Below are 16,203 nucleotides of genomic sequence, written 5' to 3'. Positions count from 1 at the left end.
AACCTTGCATCGATTACTTCGCATGCGCCGAAGACATTCGGCGCGGCGTCTTTGACATGCGGATGACATGGCTCGCCGGCCGTGGCGTTAATGTCGCGTGGTGCGCAGGAATTCGGCGAGACGCGCATTTTTCGGCGCGCCGAAGATCTGGGCGGGTGGTCCGTCTTCGACGATGCGCCCCTGCTCCATGAAGACGACCCGGCTGGAGACGTCACGGGCGAAGCGCATCTCGTGCGTCACGATCAGCAAGGTCGCCCCGTCGTCGGCGATGCCCTTCACCGTGTTGAGCACCTCCTGGACGAGCTCGGGATCGAGCGCCGAGGTCACTTCGTCGAGGAGCACGAGCTTCGGATTCATCGCGAGCGCCCGCGCGATGGCGACGCGCTGCTGCTGGCCGCCGGAGAGCTGGCTGGGATAATGGTCGGCGCGGGCGGCGAGGCCGACCCGGGCGAGCCAGCTTTCGGCGATGGCGCGCGCCTCGGCCTTGGGCAGCCTCAGCACTTTGCGCAGGCCGAGCATGACGTTGCCGGCGGCGCTCAGATGCGGGAACAGATTGAAGCTCTGGAACACCATGCCGGTCATCGCGCGCTGGCGCGACAGCTCCCGGTCGCCCAGCCGCTGGCGCCGGCCATTGCTGGCGCGATAGCCGATTGTCTCGCCGTCGAGGACGATGTCGCCGCCCTGGTATTCCTCGAGCAGGTTGACGCAGCGCAGCAGCGTCGTCTTGCCCGAACCGCTGGAGCCGATGATCGAGACGACATCGCCCTGGCTCAGCGCGAGATCGACGCCCTTGAGAACTTCGGTTGAGCCGAACTGTTTCTTCAGTCCGCGGATGGCGAGGAGAGAGGGCTGCTTGTCGTTCACCAGGGCTGCCCCACGCGTCTTTCGACGGCCTTGCCAAGCTGGTCCAGGACGATGTTGATCGCGAGGTAGAGGATGCCCGCGAAGACATAGAACTGAATGGTCATGAAGTTGCGGCCGATGACCTCCTGCGTTTTCAGCAGGAGTTCGCCGACGCCGATGATCGAAAGCAGGCTGGAGCCCTTGATCAGCTCGACGCCGGTGTTGATCCAGGGCGGCAGGGCCGAGCGGACTGCCTGCGGCAGCAGCACATAGGCGAGGAGCTGCGGATAGGTCAGGCCGATGCTGCGCCCGGCCTCTGCCTGGCCCGGCGGGATCGCCTGCAGCGAGCCGCGCATCAGTTCGCCGATATGGGCGCCGGCGAACAGCGCCAGTGCCAGGATGCCGGCTTGCGTCGGGCCCAAGCTGAGGCCCGCGACCGCCGGAATGTAGTAAGCGGCGAGGATCAGCACGAGCACGGGCGTGCCGCGCATGATGTCGACATAGACGCGGAAGGGCAGCCGCAGCCACCACGGCGCATAGGCGAGCTGGATGCCGACGATGACGCCGAGCAGCGTGCCGAACAGGATCGAGGCGGCCGCGCTCCCGATCGTCAGCCGCAGGCCCTCCCAGAGGGGCCAGCGGGCGATCCAGAGCTGATCGAGGAAAGCTTGCATGGCCCGCTCAGAACTTCGGGAGACGTCGTTCGAGGCCGCGCAGCAGCGCCGCGATGACCACACAGGCGGCGATGTAGAGTCCGCTCGCCACCGTCCAGGTCTCGATCACGCGGAAGGTGTCGACATTGATCTTGCGCGCCTCGAAGGTCAGCTCCGGCACGGCGATGGCCGCAGCGATCGAGCTGTCCTTGAACATGCCGATGAAGGTGTTGCCGAGTGAAGGCAGGGCGTTGCGCAGCATGATCGGCGCCACGACGGACATGTTCGTCTGCAGCCGCGTCAGGCCGATCGCGCGCGCCGCCTCGATCACGCCCTTGGGTACCGAGAGCAGCCCGGCCCGGAACACCTCGGTGAGATAGGCGCCGGAATAGAGCGCGAGCGCACCGGCGAAGCTCTGATACTTGTCTAGCGTGATGCCGGCCTGGGGCAGGGCAAAATAGGCGAGCAGCACCAGCACGAGCAGCGGCAGATTGCGGATCAGCGCGACGTAAGTAGCCGCAAGGCCGCGCAGCGCGCGATAGGGGCCGACGCTGGCGAAGGCCGCCAGCAGGCCGAGCACTGTGCCAATTGCGACGGCGACGATGGCAAGCCCGAGGCCGATGGCCAGCCCCGACAGAAGCTTGTCGAAGCTGGCCCAGACGGCGCCGAAATGCAGCGAGTACTCCACGGAGAGGGGCCGTTCGCGGCTTAGCGGAATTCCTGCGGGAAGCCGATCTTGGGCTCCGGCGGCGTCTCGCCGAACCAGCGCTCATAGGCCGCCTTGTAGACGGGGAAGGTCGTCCCGGTCATCGACTCGCGCAGCGCGATATTGACGAAGTTGAGCCAGTCCGGGTCGCCCTGCTTGACGATGCAGGAATAGGTCTGCGGGTTCCAGCTATAGCCGGAATCCACATAGCGGCTCGGATTCTGCTTCATGTAGTAGCGCAGCGACGAAGAATCGGTGGCGGCCGCCTGGGCGCGGCCCGAATTCAGGGACTGGTACATCAGGTCGACGCTCTCGAACTGATCGACCTTGGCCTCCGGCAGTGCGTCCTTGACCATCTTCTCGGCGAACACGTTCTGCAGCACCGAGACTGTGACCTTGCTGCCGGCCGCCTTCATGGCGGCATAGTCGGCATAGGGGCCGCCGGCGACGAGCATCAGGCTGACGCCCTCGCGATAATAGGGAACGGTGAAGGCGACCTGCTGGGCGCGAGCGGCGGTCACGGTCACGAACTGGCAGGCGATATCGACCTTGCCGGTGACGATGTTCGGGATGCGGGCATCGGAGGCCTGATTGACGAACTCGATCTTGTTGGGGTCGTCGAACAGGCCCTGCGCGATGATCTTGGCGATCTCGATGTCGAAGCCGACGAGCTCGCCCTTCTCGTTGCGGAAATGCCAGGGCGGATTGGTGCTGCCGGTGCCGACCACGAGCTTGCCACGACTCAGCACCTCCTTGAGCTTGCCTTGAGCCGAGGCTCCGGTTGCGGGCAACAGGGCGCAGGCGAGCACTCCGAGCCCTGCGGCGATCTTCATCAGATTCTGAAACATGGCATCCCCTCCGCCTGTCGTTAAAAACCGCTTGATGGCAGGCGCGGCGACAAGCAGACGACGCATCGCCTTCCTCGGACAAGATGCGCCTGTTCCGCGAGAGGAAACAGGGGCTTTGCCAGACGCACTTCTCCCTAGCCGCGCCCGGCGTCAGCGTGGATCGGAAAGACCGGCTTGCGCAAACGCGTATAGGGCAATCCGGCGATCTTGCTGGTGCAGGGACCAGGCGTCGCCACGGTGAAGCTGCCCTTGGCGATCTTGTCATAGGCGCGCCGATGCGCCACCGCCGCCTTGACGCCGATGGCCTTGAGGCCTTCCGGCTCGATGCCCTGCGAGCGGAGCTGCCCGAGATCGAAGGGCGGCGTCTTGCGGCTGGTCAGCAGCACAGTGACTCCGGCGACCTTGACCACCACGCTCGGCCCCATGCTGAAGCGCGAGCCCTGCGAGGCCGCGAGATGGCTGTTGAGGTCTTCGAGTGCGAATCCTCCATCGCTCGCGCTGACGAAGACCGCCTCGGTCTCGACCGGCCCTTCGGCGATAGCGCTGCCCTTGCCGCCGATCGAGAGCCTGCGGACCTCGCCGGGCGTAGAACCGGCCATCGCTGCGACGGCAGCCGGGTCGGCGATGGCGACGGCGCAATTCTCGACGCCATGACGCAGGAAGGCGCGCAGCACTGAGGTGCTGTCGCCAGGGGCGCCGCCGCCGATATTGTCGGCCGGCTCGACGACGATATAGGGGCCGCCCGGTGAGCGCATGATCTCCACGATTGCCTGATCGAGATCCCATTCCGCCGGCAGGCCGAGTTCGCGCAGCTCCGTCGCGGTCTGCGTCAGGCGGTCGAGCGCGTCTCTGGCGGCGGCTTCCGACCCGGTGAACGCGACGGCGAAGGCGACGCCGGCCTCGGCGACATCCGAGAAGGAATAGCCACCGACGACGTTCGCGACCCAGATCGCCGGATTGTCCTGCTCGATCTGGCGTGCCAGCGCCTCGAGGTCCTTCATCGGTCGATCGGCCGTGCCAGTACCCGTCGGCGGCCACATCACGGGCGCGTTGCAGGAGAGCATGTGCGGCAGCTCACCCTCATTCAAGGCCCGCGCCAGCAACCGCGCCGAGCGCACGGCGGAGGCGCGCGCATCGGTGTGCGGGTTCTCGCGATAGGCGATGAGGGCGTTGGCATTCTGCGCCATGGCGGCGGTGAAATTGGCGTGCAGGTCGAAGACCCCGAAAATGGGCAGCCTCTTGCAGCCGGGCACCGAGCGGATATGGGCGAGCAGCGCACCTTCCGGATCAGGGCTCTCGCTCGTGACCATGGCGCCGTGCAGCGCCAGCCAGATGCCATCAAGCCCGCCGGAGGTGAGAGCTGCCCTCAACCCGGCATCGAACTCGCGCAGGAAGCGCTCGAACACGGCATGATCGACGGTGCCGGCAGGCAGGGCGGTGTAGTCGACCGTCGGCAGAACCTCCCAGCCTTCCGCCGCCGCGACCTCAAGGAAGCCGTCGACGGTTGAGCCGTCGCCGCGCCGCTGCAGCAGCTCCTCGCCCAGGCGGATGGTGAAGTCGGCGAGCGTCGTGATCTCGTCGACGAAGCTGTGCGTCTCGTGGAAGAGCGCTCCGAGCAGGATGCGGCGACGTTGCGACATGGTCTCGGCAGCTCCCTGCAGACGAAGCCGGAGCATTTCGGCGGCTCGGCTGTTCCGGATCAAGCCTGCATTGTTCCACTCCAGGGAACGCAGGTCCTTTGACAGGGCAAGCCCACTGCCGGTTTCATGACCGCGCCGGCGAACGAAGGGCGGGCGCCGGCGCTGCTCGGGAACGGAACCGCATGCGCGTCTTCACTGCGTCGCTGGCGACGGAAACCAACACCTTCGCGCCGCTCTATGTCGACCGCAGCGCCTTCGAGAGCGCCTTCTACTGCCCGCCCGGCACGCATCCGGATACGCCGACGCTGTGCTCGGCGCCGATCGTCGCGGCGCGCCGCCGTGCCGCCAGCGAGGGCTATGAGCTGGTCGAGGGCACGGCGACCTGGGCCGAGCCGGCAGGGCTCGTCTCGCGCGACGGCTATGAGAGCCTGCGCGACGAGATCCTCGGCCAGCTTCGGGCCGCATTGCCGGTCGACATCGTGCTGCTCGGCCTGCACGGCGCGATGGTGGCGCAGGGCTATGACGATTGCGAAGGTGATCTGATCGAGCGGGTGCGGGCGCTCGCCGGACCCGATTGCGTCATCGGCGTCGAGCTCGACATGCACTGTCATCTCAGCGCTGAAATGGTCGAGAGCGCTGATATCATCGTCGCCTTCAAGGAGTTCCCGCACACCGATTTCCTGGCGCGGGCCGAGGATCTGCTGGAGCTCTGCCTTAGGGCAGCGCGGGGCGAGGTTCGGCTGGCAAGTGCCGTCTTCGATTGCCGCGGGCTCGCCGCCTTCATGACCAGCCGCGAGCCCGGCCGCAGCTTCGTCGACCGGATCAAGTCTCTGGAAGGCCAGGGCGGCATTCTCAGCATCTCCATCGCACACGGCTTCCAGGCGGCGGACGTGGCCGATGTTGGCACCAAGGTGCTGGTCATTGCCGACGGCGACCGGGAGAAGGCTGCTGCGCTGGCCAAGCGGCTTGGGCTCGAAATCCTGGGTTGGGGGCAGGGCGCCTCGCCCAGGCACTACAAACCGGAGGAGGGCATCGCGGCGGCGCTGGCGCTGGCCGAACCGGGCCGGCCCGTCATCCTCGCCGATCGCTGGGACAACCCCGGCGGCGGCGTCGCCGGCGATTCCTCCGTGATGGTCGAGGCGCTGCTGCGCCATCCCGATATCCCCGCGGCGATCGGTGCACTCTGGGACCCTATCGCGGTGAGGCTGTGTCGTGCTGCCGGTGTCGGCGCGGAGATCCCGCTGCGCTTTGCCGGCAAGGCGGCGCCGTCCTCCGGCCGGCCGATCGACGCCATCGTGCAGATCGTCGGCACGACCGCGGATCTGCGGATCCCGTTCGAGCAGAGCTGGGTCTCGCTCGGCCCGGCGGTGGCGATCCGGATCGGCAAACTCGACATCGTGCTGGCCTCGACCCGGGCGCAGACCTTCAGCCCACCGGTCTTCACCGATCTCGGCATCGATCTCGCTGCGAAGACGCTGGTCGTGGTCAAATCCTCGAACCATTTCCACGCCGCCTTCGCGCCGATCGCGGCGAGCGTGCTCTATCTCGACAGTGGCGGGCCCTATCCGCCCGACGCCAGCAAGATCCCTTACACCAAGGTCAAGCGCCCCTTTTCTCCACTGGATCCGAACCCATGGTTGTAGCCTCTCATGCCGCCCTGCCGCGCCTGTCGCTCGGCGAGATCGAGGATCAGCGCCTCGACGGCACCATCAAGGGCGTGCCGCCCGGCGCGTCCTTGCGGCTCGGCGATGTCGGCCGGCAGGGTTGGAACGTCCTCGCCGGCGACATGCCGATGCCGCTCGCCGTCATCCGCGAGAGCGTGCTGAAGGCGAATAGCGCCTGGATGGCGACCTTCACCGCCGCCAACGACCTGCTGATCGCGCCGCACGGCAAGACGACCATGGCGCCGCAGCTCTTCGACCTGCAGATCGCCGACGGCGCCTGGGCGATCACGGTTGCGACCACCCAGCAGCTCGCCGTCTGCCGCCGCTTCGGCGTCAAGCGCGTCATTCTCGCCAACCAGCCCGTGGGCAAGCAGGAGATCGCTGCCTGCTTCGATGCCCTGCGGGAACCGGGCTTCGAGCTCTATTGTCTTGCCGACAGCGTCGCCGGTCTTGGATTGCTGGCGGAGGCGGCTAGCGCCCATCGCGGTGCCACCCCGCTGCGCATCCTCGTCGAGATCGGCTTCATGGGCGGGCGCACCGGCGCCCGCAGCCAGGCGGAGGCGCTCGCCGTGGCGCGCGCGATTGCCGCGTCACCAGGGTTGCGGCTCTCCGGCTTCGAATGCTTCGAGGGGCTGCTCAGCGAACCGAAGGCGGCCGATCGACTGCTCGACGAGGTGGTCGCGACGGCCGCGGCGGCGGATGCAGAGGGGTTGCTCGGCCCGGAGCTGATGGTACTGAGCGCCGGCGGGACCTCACTGTTCGACCGCGCCGGCGAGCGTTTCAACGCTGCCTCCTTCGCGCGGCCGATCCTCAAGCTGCTGCGGTCGGGCTGCTATCTCACCCATGACTCGACGACGTACACGGCCTCGTTCCGCCGGATCACCATGGAGACCAGCCTGGCGCTGCCGCCGGGTGGGCTCGAACCGGCGCTCGAAGTCTGGGCCTATGTCCAGTCGCGGCCCGAGCGCGGACGCAGCCTGCTCACTGTCGGCAAGCGCGATATCAGCTACGATTCCGGGCTGCCGGTGCCGCTGCGTTGGTATCGGCCGGGCGGTTCGATGGCGCGCCCGGAGCCGATGCCGGCCGGACACACGGTCCTCGCGCTCAACGACCAGCATTGCCATCTCGGCACGCCGGAGGCGAGCCCGCTCCAGGTCGGTGACATGGTCGCGTTCGGTATCGGCCATCCCTGCACGACCTTCGACAAATGGGCGCACCTGATGCTGGTCGATGATGATTATCGCGTCACGGGGGCGGTCCGGACCTTCTTCTGACTCCTTCACTTTGCGTTCCTTCCTGCGGAACGTCGAATCCTTGACGCGAAATGGTTGCCGCAATTACGCTTTTGCCATGTCGCGGTCCTCCGTTTCGGCTGACGAGCGCTGTCAGACCGAGAGCTGCGGGGGAAGCGAGCCACTGCACGCGATGGGCGACCTGCGATGGAAGCCGATGTCCGGGAGGTCGATGTGCGTCTTGCCTTGATCCACATTGTGCAGGAGACCAACGACTTCAATCCGGTGCTGACGACGCTCGCCGACTTCCAGGCCTTCGGGCTCTACGAGGGCGAGGAGATCGCCCGGCGTTTCGGCGATATCGGCCAGATCGGCGGCCACTATGCTGCCATCCGTGAGGCCGGCCTCGCGGTCGAGACCGTCCCGATCATTCGCGCCTGGGCGGTGGCCGGCGGGCGGATTTCGCGCGAGGCCTTCGATTTCTTCCAGGAGAAAATCCGCATCGGCCTCGAAGCCATCGGCCCGATCGATGGGCTCGTCCTGCATCTCCACGGCGCCTGCGCCGCAGAGGGCATCGACGATGTCGAAGGTGAGCAAGCCGAACTGTGCCGGCAGATCCTCGGGCCCGATGTTCCGATCCTGCTCGGGCTCGACCACCACGCCAATGTCACCCACAAGATCATTGCCAATTGCACGGCGATCGTCGGGCACCGGACCCAGCCGCACGACGTCTTCGACACCGGCAAGGTCGGTACGCAGCTGCTGCTGCACATCCTGACCGGCAAGCTCAGGCCGGTGATGGCCTGGCGCAAGATTCCGCTGCTCTCGCACCAGGAGCAGTTCCTGACGTCGAAGGGGCCGATGAAAATCTGGTTCGACCGGGCCAGGGCGATTGAGGCCGATCCGCGCGTGCTGCAGGCCTCGAACTATCCGATGCAGCCCTGGCTCGACGTTGCCGAGGGCGGCTGGTCCACCATCGTCGTCACCGATGGCAACCAGGCCTTGGCCGAGCGCTTGGCGGACGAACTCGCCGACCTCGCCTGGTCGATGCGCGATGATTTCCAGGTGCGGGAAGCCGTCTCTGTCGACGATGCCGTGCGCGGAGCCGATGCCGCCGAGCGCGGCATGGTCGTGCTCAGCGACACCGGCGACACGGTCTTCGGTGGCGCGGCCGGCGACAGCAACCTGATTCTGGAATCGATGCTGCGGCAGGACATCAAAAGTCGTGCCCTGATCCCTCTGATCTCGCCGCAGGCGGTCGCGACATTGGTCGCGGCGGGCGAGGGCGCCGAGGTGACCTTGCCGCTCGGCGGCGATGCCGCGATCGCGTTCTTCAAGCCACTGATGGTGACTGGGCGGGTGCGGCGGATCGGCGGCGGCCCAGTCCGGCTGGACTATAGTCACCAGCCCGAGGTCGATATGGGCCGCGTCGTGATCTTCGACGTCGGGCCGGTAACGCTGCTGATCAGCGAGTTGCGCGGCGTCGCCGGCAATGTGCCGGGTGTCTACGAGGCCTTCGGCATCGACCTCGCCGACTACAAGATGGCCGTGCTCAAGACGGCCTCGAACTTCCAGTATTTTGCTCCGATCACCTCGCAGGTGATCCGCGCCGATACGCGCGGGCCGGGGCAATCGGATGTCTTCACCCTGCCGTGGCAGCGCATCCCACGACCTGTCTATCCATTGGAAACCATAAGCGACTGGCGGGCGCATTCGTCCCAGCCGGGAGCGGGAACGGGCTGATTGTCGACCTGAAGCAAAAACAAAGGGGAGAGCGATGACAAAGCTGTCGCGACGTCAATTCTGCATCACCGGCCTTGCTTTGGCGGGAGCGGCTTCACTTGTTGGGGCCAGCCCGGCACCCGCGCAGCAGCTCAAAGGCGGCACATTGCGCGTTGCCGTGCTGAGCGAGCTGGCCAATTTCGATCCACAGCAGCTCTCGACGGTCAATTTCCACGTCATCAAGAACCTCTATGATAGCCTGATCGAGTACACGCCGGACGGAAAGCCGCAGCCGAGCCTGGCAAGCGCATGGACGATCGCGCCGGACAAGACCTCGGTCAGCCTGACGCTGCGCGACGGCGTCACCTTCCACAGCGGTACGCCGTTCAAATCCGATTCCGTGCTGGCGACGCTGCAGAAGGGCGCCGACCCCAAGCGCGGCAAAAACGTCTTCTCGACCATGTCGATCGTGAAGGACTGGTCGGCGCCGGACGAGCGCACGGTGGTGATCAACTTCAAGGCGCCGGCGCCCGAACGCCAGATCCTCGACCTGCTGCAGTTCCTGATCCCGATCGAGGCCAAGGGCATCGACACGGTCGAGACCGTGCCCGCCGGCACCGGACCCTATACGCTGGTCAGCCGCGCCGTCGGCCAGGGGCTGACCCTCAAGGCCAATCCGAAATACTGGCGCGACAAGCAGCCGATCGCGCAGGACCTCGTCTTCACCGTGTTCAGCGAGGACGCAGCCGCGACAGCCGCGCTGGAATCGGGTGCAGTCGACATCGTCTACAACGGCTCCTCGCGTAGCGCCGTCAGGCTGAAGGGTGCCGGCTATCAGGTCTTCGCCGGGCCGGGGCCGCTCGTGCAGGTCTTCCGCATCAATTCGACGCGCGGACCCTTCCGCAACAAGTCGTTCCGGCAGGCTTTCAACTATCTGATCGACCGCACCAGCATCCTGCGCGTCGGCTATGCCGGAATGGGCAAGGTGGTGGCGCTGCCCTGGGCGCCGGCGAGCCCGGCCTTCGATGACAACTACACCAAGACCTACGCCTATGACCTTGAAAAGGCGAAGAAGCTCACCGCCGCCTCGGGGCTTTCTGCGGACGAGATGAAGGGCTGGAAGCTGCTGGTCAACGGCAGCGACGAGGCCTCCGTCACGATCAGCCAGATCGTACAGGGTTCGCTGCAGAAGATCGGGATTCCGATCGAGCTCGATATGCGCCAGGGCGCCGAATACGTCACGGCGCTGCTCGGCGGCGACTTCGCCGCGACCTTCGGCGCGGTCGGCAACATCCAGAAGTTCCCGTCGCGGGTCACGACGAACTCGATCTATCGCACCTCCGGCAATCCGATCCTCAAGGATCCACACCCGCATCCGGACTATGTCGCGGCGATCGCTAAGGTCGATGCCGCGACGGGCGGCGAGGCGGAGGTCAAGGCGGCCTATGACAATCTCAACCGCGTCATGGTCGACGAGGCCTTCGGGATTCCGACGAACTCCTACGATGTCGGCCTGATCGTCGCCTCCGAGAAGATTGGCGGCATCACGCTCGACATCGACAACCTCTTCATCGCCCGCACCATCGGATTCAAATGAGGCGGTGGGGAGCAGCCGGGCCGGCAGCTGACATTCCGCGCGGCGGCACGCAATGAAGGAGACGTGGGTTGCCCTGAGAAGCCTGCTGCGCCGGCTGCTCGCCCGGCGCGGCCCGGCTCTCAGCCTGGCCTTCCTCGCTCTGGTCGCGCTGACAGCGACCTTCGCCGGCCTATTGCCGCTCGACCCGCTGGCGCAGAGCATCGCGGATTCGCTGAAGCCGCCCTCGACCGACAGCTGGTTCGGCACCGACGAGCTCGGCCGCGATATCCTGGCGCGGGTGGTCTATGGCGCGCGCACCTCACTGGTCACGGCCTTCGGCGCCGTCCTGATCGCGGCGCTGATCGGCGTCCCGGTCGGGTTGATCGCCGGCTTCTATGGCGACTGGCGCGATTCCTTGCTGATGCGCTGCATCGACGTCCTGCTAGCCTTGCCAAACATCCTCTTCGCCATGGCGCTGATCGCCGTGCTCGGGCGCAGCCAGGGGGCGGCGCTGATCGCCGTCGGCATCGCCGGCATACCGGGCTTTGCCCGTATCGCCAGGGCGCAGGTGATGGCGCTGCGCCAGCTCGACTTCGTCATGGCGGTCCGCAGTTTCGGCGGCCGGCCGGGCTACATCATGCTCCGGACCCTCCTGCCCAATATCCTCAGCCCTCTCGTGGTGCAGGCGATCGTGCTGGCCTCGGTCGCGATCCTGCTCGAGGCGGCGCTCGCCTTCCTCGGTGTCGGCGTGCCGCCGCCGACGCCGAGCTGGGGCGAGATGCTGCGCACCGGCAAATCCTATCTCTACGAGGCGCCGAGCTATGCGGTGCTGCCCGGCCTCGTCTTGACGCTGACGATCCTCTCCTTCGACACGATCGGCCGGGCGCTGACCGCGATCCTCGACCGGGACGAGACCGAGGCGTCCGGCGTGGCGATCGGGGGCCGGCGATGACGGCCTATGTCCTGCGCCGGCTCGCCCAGATGTTGCCCGTGCTGCTGATCGCCTCCTTCGCGATCTTCGCGATGATCTACGCCGTACCGGGCGGACCGGTCGCGGTCATCGCCGGCGAAAACGCCACGGCGGAGGAGATCGCCGAGGTGACCCGGCGGTTCGGCTTCGATCGACCGATGATCGTTCAGTACGCCGACTGGCTCGGCCGGGCCGTTACCGGCGACTTCGGCCTGTCGCTGCACAGCCGCCAGTCGGTGCTGCACTTGATCGGCGAGCGCCTGCCGGCGACGCTTCAGCTCGCGCTGTCGGCCATCATCGTCGCGCTCGTCATCGGCATTCCCGTCGCGATCGCCAGCGCGGTCAGGGCGAATTCCTGGCTCGACCGCGTGCTCAGCGGCTGGAGCGCGCTGGCGCTCGGCGTGCCGACCTTCTGGCTCGGTATCCTCCTGATCCTGCTCTTTGCCGTCGAGCTGCGCTGGCTGCCATCGGCCTCGCGCTATGTGCCGCTCTGGGAAGCGCCGCTCGATGCCCTGCGCAGTCTCGCTCTACCGGCGCTTACGCTCGGGGTCTATGTTTCGGGGGTGCTGGGGCGATTCCTGCGGGCGTCGCTGATCGGCGAGGCGCGGGCCGACTATGTCCGCACCGCCCGCGCCAAGGGCGTGCCGGAGAAGCGCATCGTCGGCCTTCACATCATGCGCAACGCTCTTCTGCCCTTCGTCACCATCGTCGGTCTGATGATGGCACACTTCATCGGCGGCGCCGTGGTGACGGAGGCGGTCTTCACCTATCCCGGCCTCGGGCGCCTGTTGATCCAGGCGATCACGACTCGCGATTACCCGCTGATCCAGGGCTGCATCCTGGTGATCCTGATCGCCTACATGCTGATCAACCTTGCGGTCGACATGCTCTATGCCTGGATCGATCCGCGGATCGAGTATCGATGAGCGCCGCTTCAGCGCGCGGCGGTCGCCGGCAGCGAGCCGAGACGGGCGGAGATGCCGGCCGCGACCTCGCGCAGGCGTGTGCCGGCCTTCGCCGCCAGCGAATGCGGCATGCGCATCAGCGGCGCCGAGATCGAGAGCGCCGCGACCGGATGACCGTCTTCGTCGAGGATCGGCGCGCCGATGCACATGGCGCCGTCCTCGTTCTCGCCCATCTCCGTCGCGTAGCCGGTCCGCGCCACCTGTCGCAGCTGCCGCTCGATCTCCTCGCGCTCGATCAGCGTGCGGCCGGTACGCTCGGTCAGCGGCAGGTCGAGCTGGCGACGACGTTCGGCATCGGGCAGGAAGGCGAGGATCGCCTTGCCGAGCGCGGTGGAGTGCATCGGATGGCTGTCGCCGATGCGGGCCTGCATCCTGAGCGAGCGATTGGCCTCGATCAGGTCGATGTAGACGATGGTGCCGTTGCCCTTCACCGCGAGATTCACCGTCTCGTTGAACTCGTGCATGAGCTCGACCATCGCCGGGCGGGCGAGCTCGCGGATCTTGCTGACGCTGGCGTCGGCGCGTGCGATGGCGCGCAGTTGCGGACCGAGATTGTAGCGGTCCGTGGCGCGGTTGTGGTCGAGGAAGCCGGCGGCGGTCAGCGTCTGCAGATAGCGGAAGGTCGTCGTCTTCGGGATCCGCAATTCCTTGCTGACGGCGGTGAGCGCGATCTCGTGGCCATGACGCGCGACCAGTTCCAGGACCCTCAGCGCCTTCATCACCGGCTGCACGACGTAAGGGTTGTCGGTCGTCTTACGCATGGCCGCTCCAGTCACTCGGTGAGGACAGGCCGGCATAGCGAGCGCAGTCAAATTCCGCAACGCGAAACTCGTGTTCCTTTACGCGGATGGATCGGTCTGGTCTGGTCGATGGAACAGCAGCGGAGGCGACGCACGTGGCAGCGAACAGTACCCATCAGGCGGGGACACTGCGCTTTGAGGAATCGGCCCGGCAGGTTGCCGAAAATGCGCGCTTCGTCGCGGGCGGTGTGAACAGCAATTTCCGGCTCGGCATGGCGCCGGGACCGCTCGTCTTCGAACGCGGCGAGGGTGCCTACCTCATCGACGTCGATGGCAACCGGATCGTCGATTACTACTGCGGCATGGGCGCAACCGTGCTCGGCCACAATCCGGCTCCGGTACTCGAGGCGGTCAGGAAGCAGGCGGAGAAGGGCATCCTCTTCGCCGGCCAGGCGCCGATCGAATACGAGGCGGCGAGACTGATCTGCGAGCGGATTCCGTCAGCCGAGCGGCTCCGCTTCGGCTCGTCGGGCTCGGAGGTGGCGCAAGCAGCGATGCGGCTGGCGCGCGCCGCCACGGGCAGGCGCACCATCGTCAAGTTCGAGGGGCATTACCATGGCTGGTTCGACAACATCCTCTGGTCGACCGCGCCCGGCCTGAACGCGGCTGGGCCGGAGGATGCGCCGACCCCGGTGATTGGCAGCAAGGGCCAGGACCCGGCGGCGGGCGAGGGGCTCTCGATCCTCGGCTGGAACGATCTTACAGCGCTGGAAGCCCGCCTCGCCAAGGGCGATGTCGCCGCGGTCATGATGGAGCCGGCGATGTGCAACCAGGGCGCTATCGCGCCCGCCCCCGGCTATCTCGAAGGCGCGCTCGCGGCCTGCCGCAAGCACGGCGCGCTCCTGATCTTCGACGAGGTGATTACCGGCTTTCGGCTCGGCCGTGGCGGCGCCCAGGAGCGCTTCGGCGTCACGCCCGATCTCACCATCATGGCGAAGGCGATCGCCAACGGCTTTCCGGTCGCGGCGATCGCCGGCCGGGCCGATCTCGTCGATATGTTCGCCGACGGTGTGCTGCACGGCGGCACCTTCAATGCCCAGCCGATCGCGATGGCGGCGATGGTCGCGACGCAGAAGCTGCTGACGCCCGAGCATTACGAGCGCAGCTCAGCCCACGGCCAGCGCTTGCAGGACGGTATCCGCGCGATCCTGGTCGAGGCGGGAATAAAGGCGCAGGTCGCCGGCTTCCCGCTGATGTTCCACGTCGCCTTCGGGCTCGATGGGCCGGCGCGGAACTACCGGGACGTCGCGCGCTCGGACAAGGTCGCCTACAGCCGCTTTGCCCACGCGCTGCTCAAGCGCGGCGTGCGTGTGCTCGAGCGCGGCGCCTGGTTCGTCTCTTCGGAGCATGACGGGGCAGTCGTCGATGCGACGCTCGAAGCGGTCAGGGCCGCTGCCCGGGAGACCTAGGCGACGCATTGTTCAACCCAGGTGCGGCGCCTTGCCCGGCGTCGACAGGAACAATTCCGGCGCGTGGCAGTTGCTCTTCAGGTTTGGCCCGTCTCGGGCACTTGGAGGAAACAAGATGCGTAAACGGACATTCATCGCGGCTTTGATCGGTGGCCTGGCCTTGTCGGCCCCTGCGTGGGCTTCGCCCGCTCGTGAAACTGCCCCGGCCGGCGAGGCTGCGATTGCCCGTGCGCTCGACGGTCTCGACGTCGCGTTCGCGCGCCATACGCGCGAGCACCGCATGATGGAGATCCAGCGGAATCTCGATCGGCAGAATCGCGGCCGCGGTTATGGCGGGCGCGGTTATGATCGGGGCGACGGCTATGGGCGTGGCCGCGGCTACGGCCCGTCTCCGGGCTATGACAACCGGCGCGGCTATGGTGGTGGTTACGGGGGCCGGGGTGATATCCGCGGCAACCCCTATAGCGGTAGCAGCGTCGACTGAGGCGCCAAGGTCTTTGATCGGCATCGGAGAAGGACGCATCGCGTCTCTCGTCCGATGCCGAGCCTACCAGGGCCGGCGTGGCCCTGTGTCGATGTGAATCAATCCGTTCCAGTAGACCTTGTTGCCGCCGACCTCGGGCAGGTTTCGCGCCCATTCCAGAACGGTGCGCGGCCTGACACCCGGCACCCGGAAGTCCATCGCCTCGCAGCGCTTGTGATAGGAGCCGCGCCGCGCCCGCCAGGGCGGACGCCAGGTCGACGTCACCTTCACGGCCCCATATTTGTCCGAGATCTTGCCGAGAATCGCCTTCAGGACCGGCGGCAGGCAGACGATCGAAGTTCCGGGATCGGTCGAGATGCCCGGCTTGTCGGGCTTCTCGTTGGGGTCGAAGGCGGGCTCCTCGCCGACTTGCCCCGGCGTGCGCTGCGGCCATTCCGGTCCCTCGTCGTCATCCGGCTGGGCGAGGGTAGGGGCGGGACCCGGTGTCGTTGCGAGGCTGGCTTCGACCGGAGGCGCCGGGACAACGACGATTGGTGGCGCGCCCGGCTTGATCTGCAAATCGAGATCGAAGGGGCGTTCGGGCGGCAGGGGCGCGAGCATCATCTGCTGCGCCGAGAGCGGGCTGCCCAACGCCACGACAGCGGCGCAGGCGCCGACAAGCGCGAATCTCTGCGTTGCGTTCATGAGGCGT

General features: G+C 66.9%; 15 protein-coding genes. 8 read left to right on the top strand and 7 right to left on the bottom strand.

Annotation, left to right across the window (positions count from 1 at the left end; genetic code table 11):
• Nucleotides 1–87: 87 nt before the first annotated feature.
• From ACSQ3M_RS05085 to ACSQ3M_RS05065, 5 genes are all read right to left on the bottom strand, one after another.
• Nucleotides 88–864, bottom strand: a complete 777-nt coding sequence (locus ACSQ3M_RS05085) for an amino acid ABC transporter ATP-binding protein (protein WP_436148964.1) — start codon at nucleotides 862–864, stop codon at nucleotides 88–90.
• Nucleotides 861–1,517: an amino acid ABC transporter permease gene (locus ACSQ3M_RS05080; protein WP_436148963.1), complete on the bottom strand. Its 657-nt coding sequence runs from the start codon at nucleotides 1,515–1,517 to the stop codon at nucleotides 861–863. The genes ACSQ3M_RS05085 and ACSQ3M_RS05080 overlap by 4 nt, the downstream gene beginning before the upstream one ends.
• Nucleotides 1,518–1,524: 7 nt before the next feature.
• Nucleotides 1,525–2,184: an amino acid ABC transporter permease gene (locus ACSQ3M_RS05075; RefSeq protein WP_436148962.1), complete on the bottom strand. Its 660-nt coding sequence runs from the start codon at nucleotides 2,182–2,184 to the stop codon at nucleotides 1,525–1,527.
• Nucleotides 2,185–2,204: 20 nt separating this feature from the next.
• Nucleotides 2,205–3,050: a transporter substrate-binding domain-containing protein gene (locus ACSQ3M_RS05070; protein WP_436148961.1), complete on the bottom strand. Its 846-nt coding sequence runs from the start codon at nucleotides 3,048–3,050 to the stop codon at nucleotides 2,205–2,207.
• A gap of 134 nt (nucleotides 3,051–3,184) precedes the next feature.
• Nucleotides 3,185–4,690: a M81 family metallopeptidase gene (locus ACSQ3M_RS05065; RefSeq protein WP_436148960.1), complete on the bottom strand. Its 1,506-nt coding sequence runs from the start codon at nucleotides 4,688–4,690 to the stop codon at nucleotides 3,185–3,187.
• Between the two features lie 182 nt (nucleotides 4,691–4,872).
• Here ACSQ3M_RS05065 and ACSQ3M_RS05060 point away from each other — a divergent pair, with 182 nt between their 5' ends.
• The 6 genes from ACSQ3M_RS05060 (at nucleotide 4,873) to ACSQ3M_RS05035 (ending at nucleotide 12,780) form a co-directional block, all read left to right on the top strand.
• Nucleotides 4,873–6,333, top strand: coding sequence for a M81 family metallopeptidase (locus tag ACSQ3M_RS05060; RefSeq protein ID WP_436148959.1), 1,461 nt, complete (start codon nucleotides 4,873–4,875; stop codon nucleotides 6,331–6,333).
• Nucleotides 6,324–7,628: an alanine racemase gene (locus ACSQ3M_RS05055; protein ID WP_436148958.1), complete on the top strand. Its 1,305-nt coding sequence runs from the start codon at nucleotides 6,324–6,326 to the stop codon at nucleotides 7,626–7,628. Before ACSQ3M_RS05060 ends, ACSQ3M_RS05055 begins: the two co-directional genes overlap by 10 nt.
• Before the next feature lie 165 nt (nucleotides 7,629–7,793).
• Entirely contained in the window at nucleotides 7,794–9,329 is a 1,536-nt protein-coding gene (locus tag ACSQ3M_RS05050) for a M81 family metallopeptidase (protein WP_436148957.1), read from the top strand.
• Nucleotides 9,330–9,363: 34 nt separating this feature from the next.
• Nucleotides 9,364–10,905: an ABC transporter substrate-binding protein gene (locus ACSQ3M_RS05045; protein ID WP_436148956.1), complete on the top strand. Its 1,542-nt coding sequence runs from the start codon at nucleotides 9,364–9,366 to the stop codon at nucleotides 10,903–10,905.
• Nucleotides 10,906–10,957: 52 nt separating this feature from the next.
• Nucleotides 10,958–11,836, top strand: a complete 879-nt coding sequence (locus ACSQ3M_RS05040) for an ABC transporter permease (protein WP_436148955.1) — start codon at nucleotides 10,958–10,960, stop codon at nucleotides 11,834–11,836.
• Nucleotides 11,833–12,780, top strand: coding sequence for an ABC transporter permease (locus tag ACSQ3M_RS05035; RefSeq protein ID WP_436148954.1), 948 nt, complete (start codon nucleotides 11,833–11,835; stop codon nucleotides 12,778–12,780). Before ACSQ3M_RS05040 ends, ACSQ3M_RS05035 begins: the two co-directional genes overlap by 4 nt.
• 8 nt (nucleotides 12,781–12,788) lie before the next feature.
• Here ACSQ3M_RS05035 and ACSQ3M_RS05030 read toward each other — a convergent pair whose 3' ends face one another.
• Nucleotides 12,789–13,580, bottom strand: a complete 792-nt coding sequence (locus ACSQ3M_RS05030) for an IclR family transcriptional regulator (RefSeq protein WP_436148953.1) — start codon at nucleotides 13,578–13,580, stop codon at nucleotides 12,789–12,791.
• Nucleotides 13,581–13,714: 134 nt separating this feature from the next.
• On the opposite strand from ACSQ3M_RS05030, the gene ACSQ3M_RS05025 reads away from it, so the two are divergent.
• Nucleotides 13,715–15,028, top strand: coding sequence for an aspartate aminotransferase family protein (locus ACSQ3M_RS05025; protein WP_436148952.1), 1,314 nt, complete (start codon nucleotides 13,715–13,717; stop codon nucleotides 15,026–15,028).
• A gap of 115 nt (nucleotides 15,029–15,143) precedes the next feature.
• Nucleotides 15,144–15,512 (top strand): hypothetical protein, encoded by a 369-nt coding sequence (locus ACSQ3M_RS05020; protein WP_436148951.1) that lies wholly within the window; start codon nucleotides 15,144–15,146, stop codon nucleotides 15,510–15,512.
• Nucleotides 15,513–15,575: 63 nt separating this feature from the next.
• Here the strand turns inward: ACSQ3M_RS05020 and ACSQ3M_RS05015 are convergent, their stop codons facing one another.
• On the bottom strand, nucleotides 15,576–16,196 hold the full coding sequence (locus tag ACSQ3M_RS05015) for a YcbK family protein (protein ID WP_436148950.1): 621 nt from the start codon (nucleotides 16,194–16,196) through the stop codon (nucleotides 15,576–15,578).
• Nucleotides 16,197–16,203 lie beyond the last annotated feature (7 nt).

The sequence above is a fragment of the Allobosea sp. LjRoot90 genome (genome assembly GCF_964254315.1).
Lineage (GTDB): Bacteria > Pseudomonadota > Alphaproteobacteria > Rhizobiales > Beijerinckiaceae > Allobosea.
The sequence above is the reverse complement of the archived record's forward strand: the minus strand, read 5'-3'. Positions and strand labels throughout refer to the sequence as shown.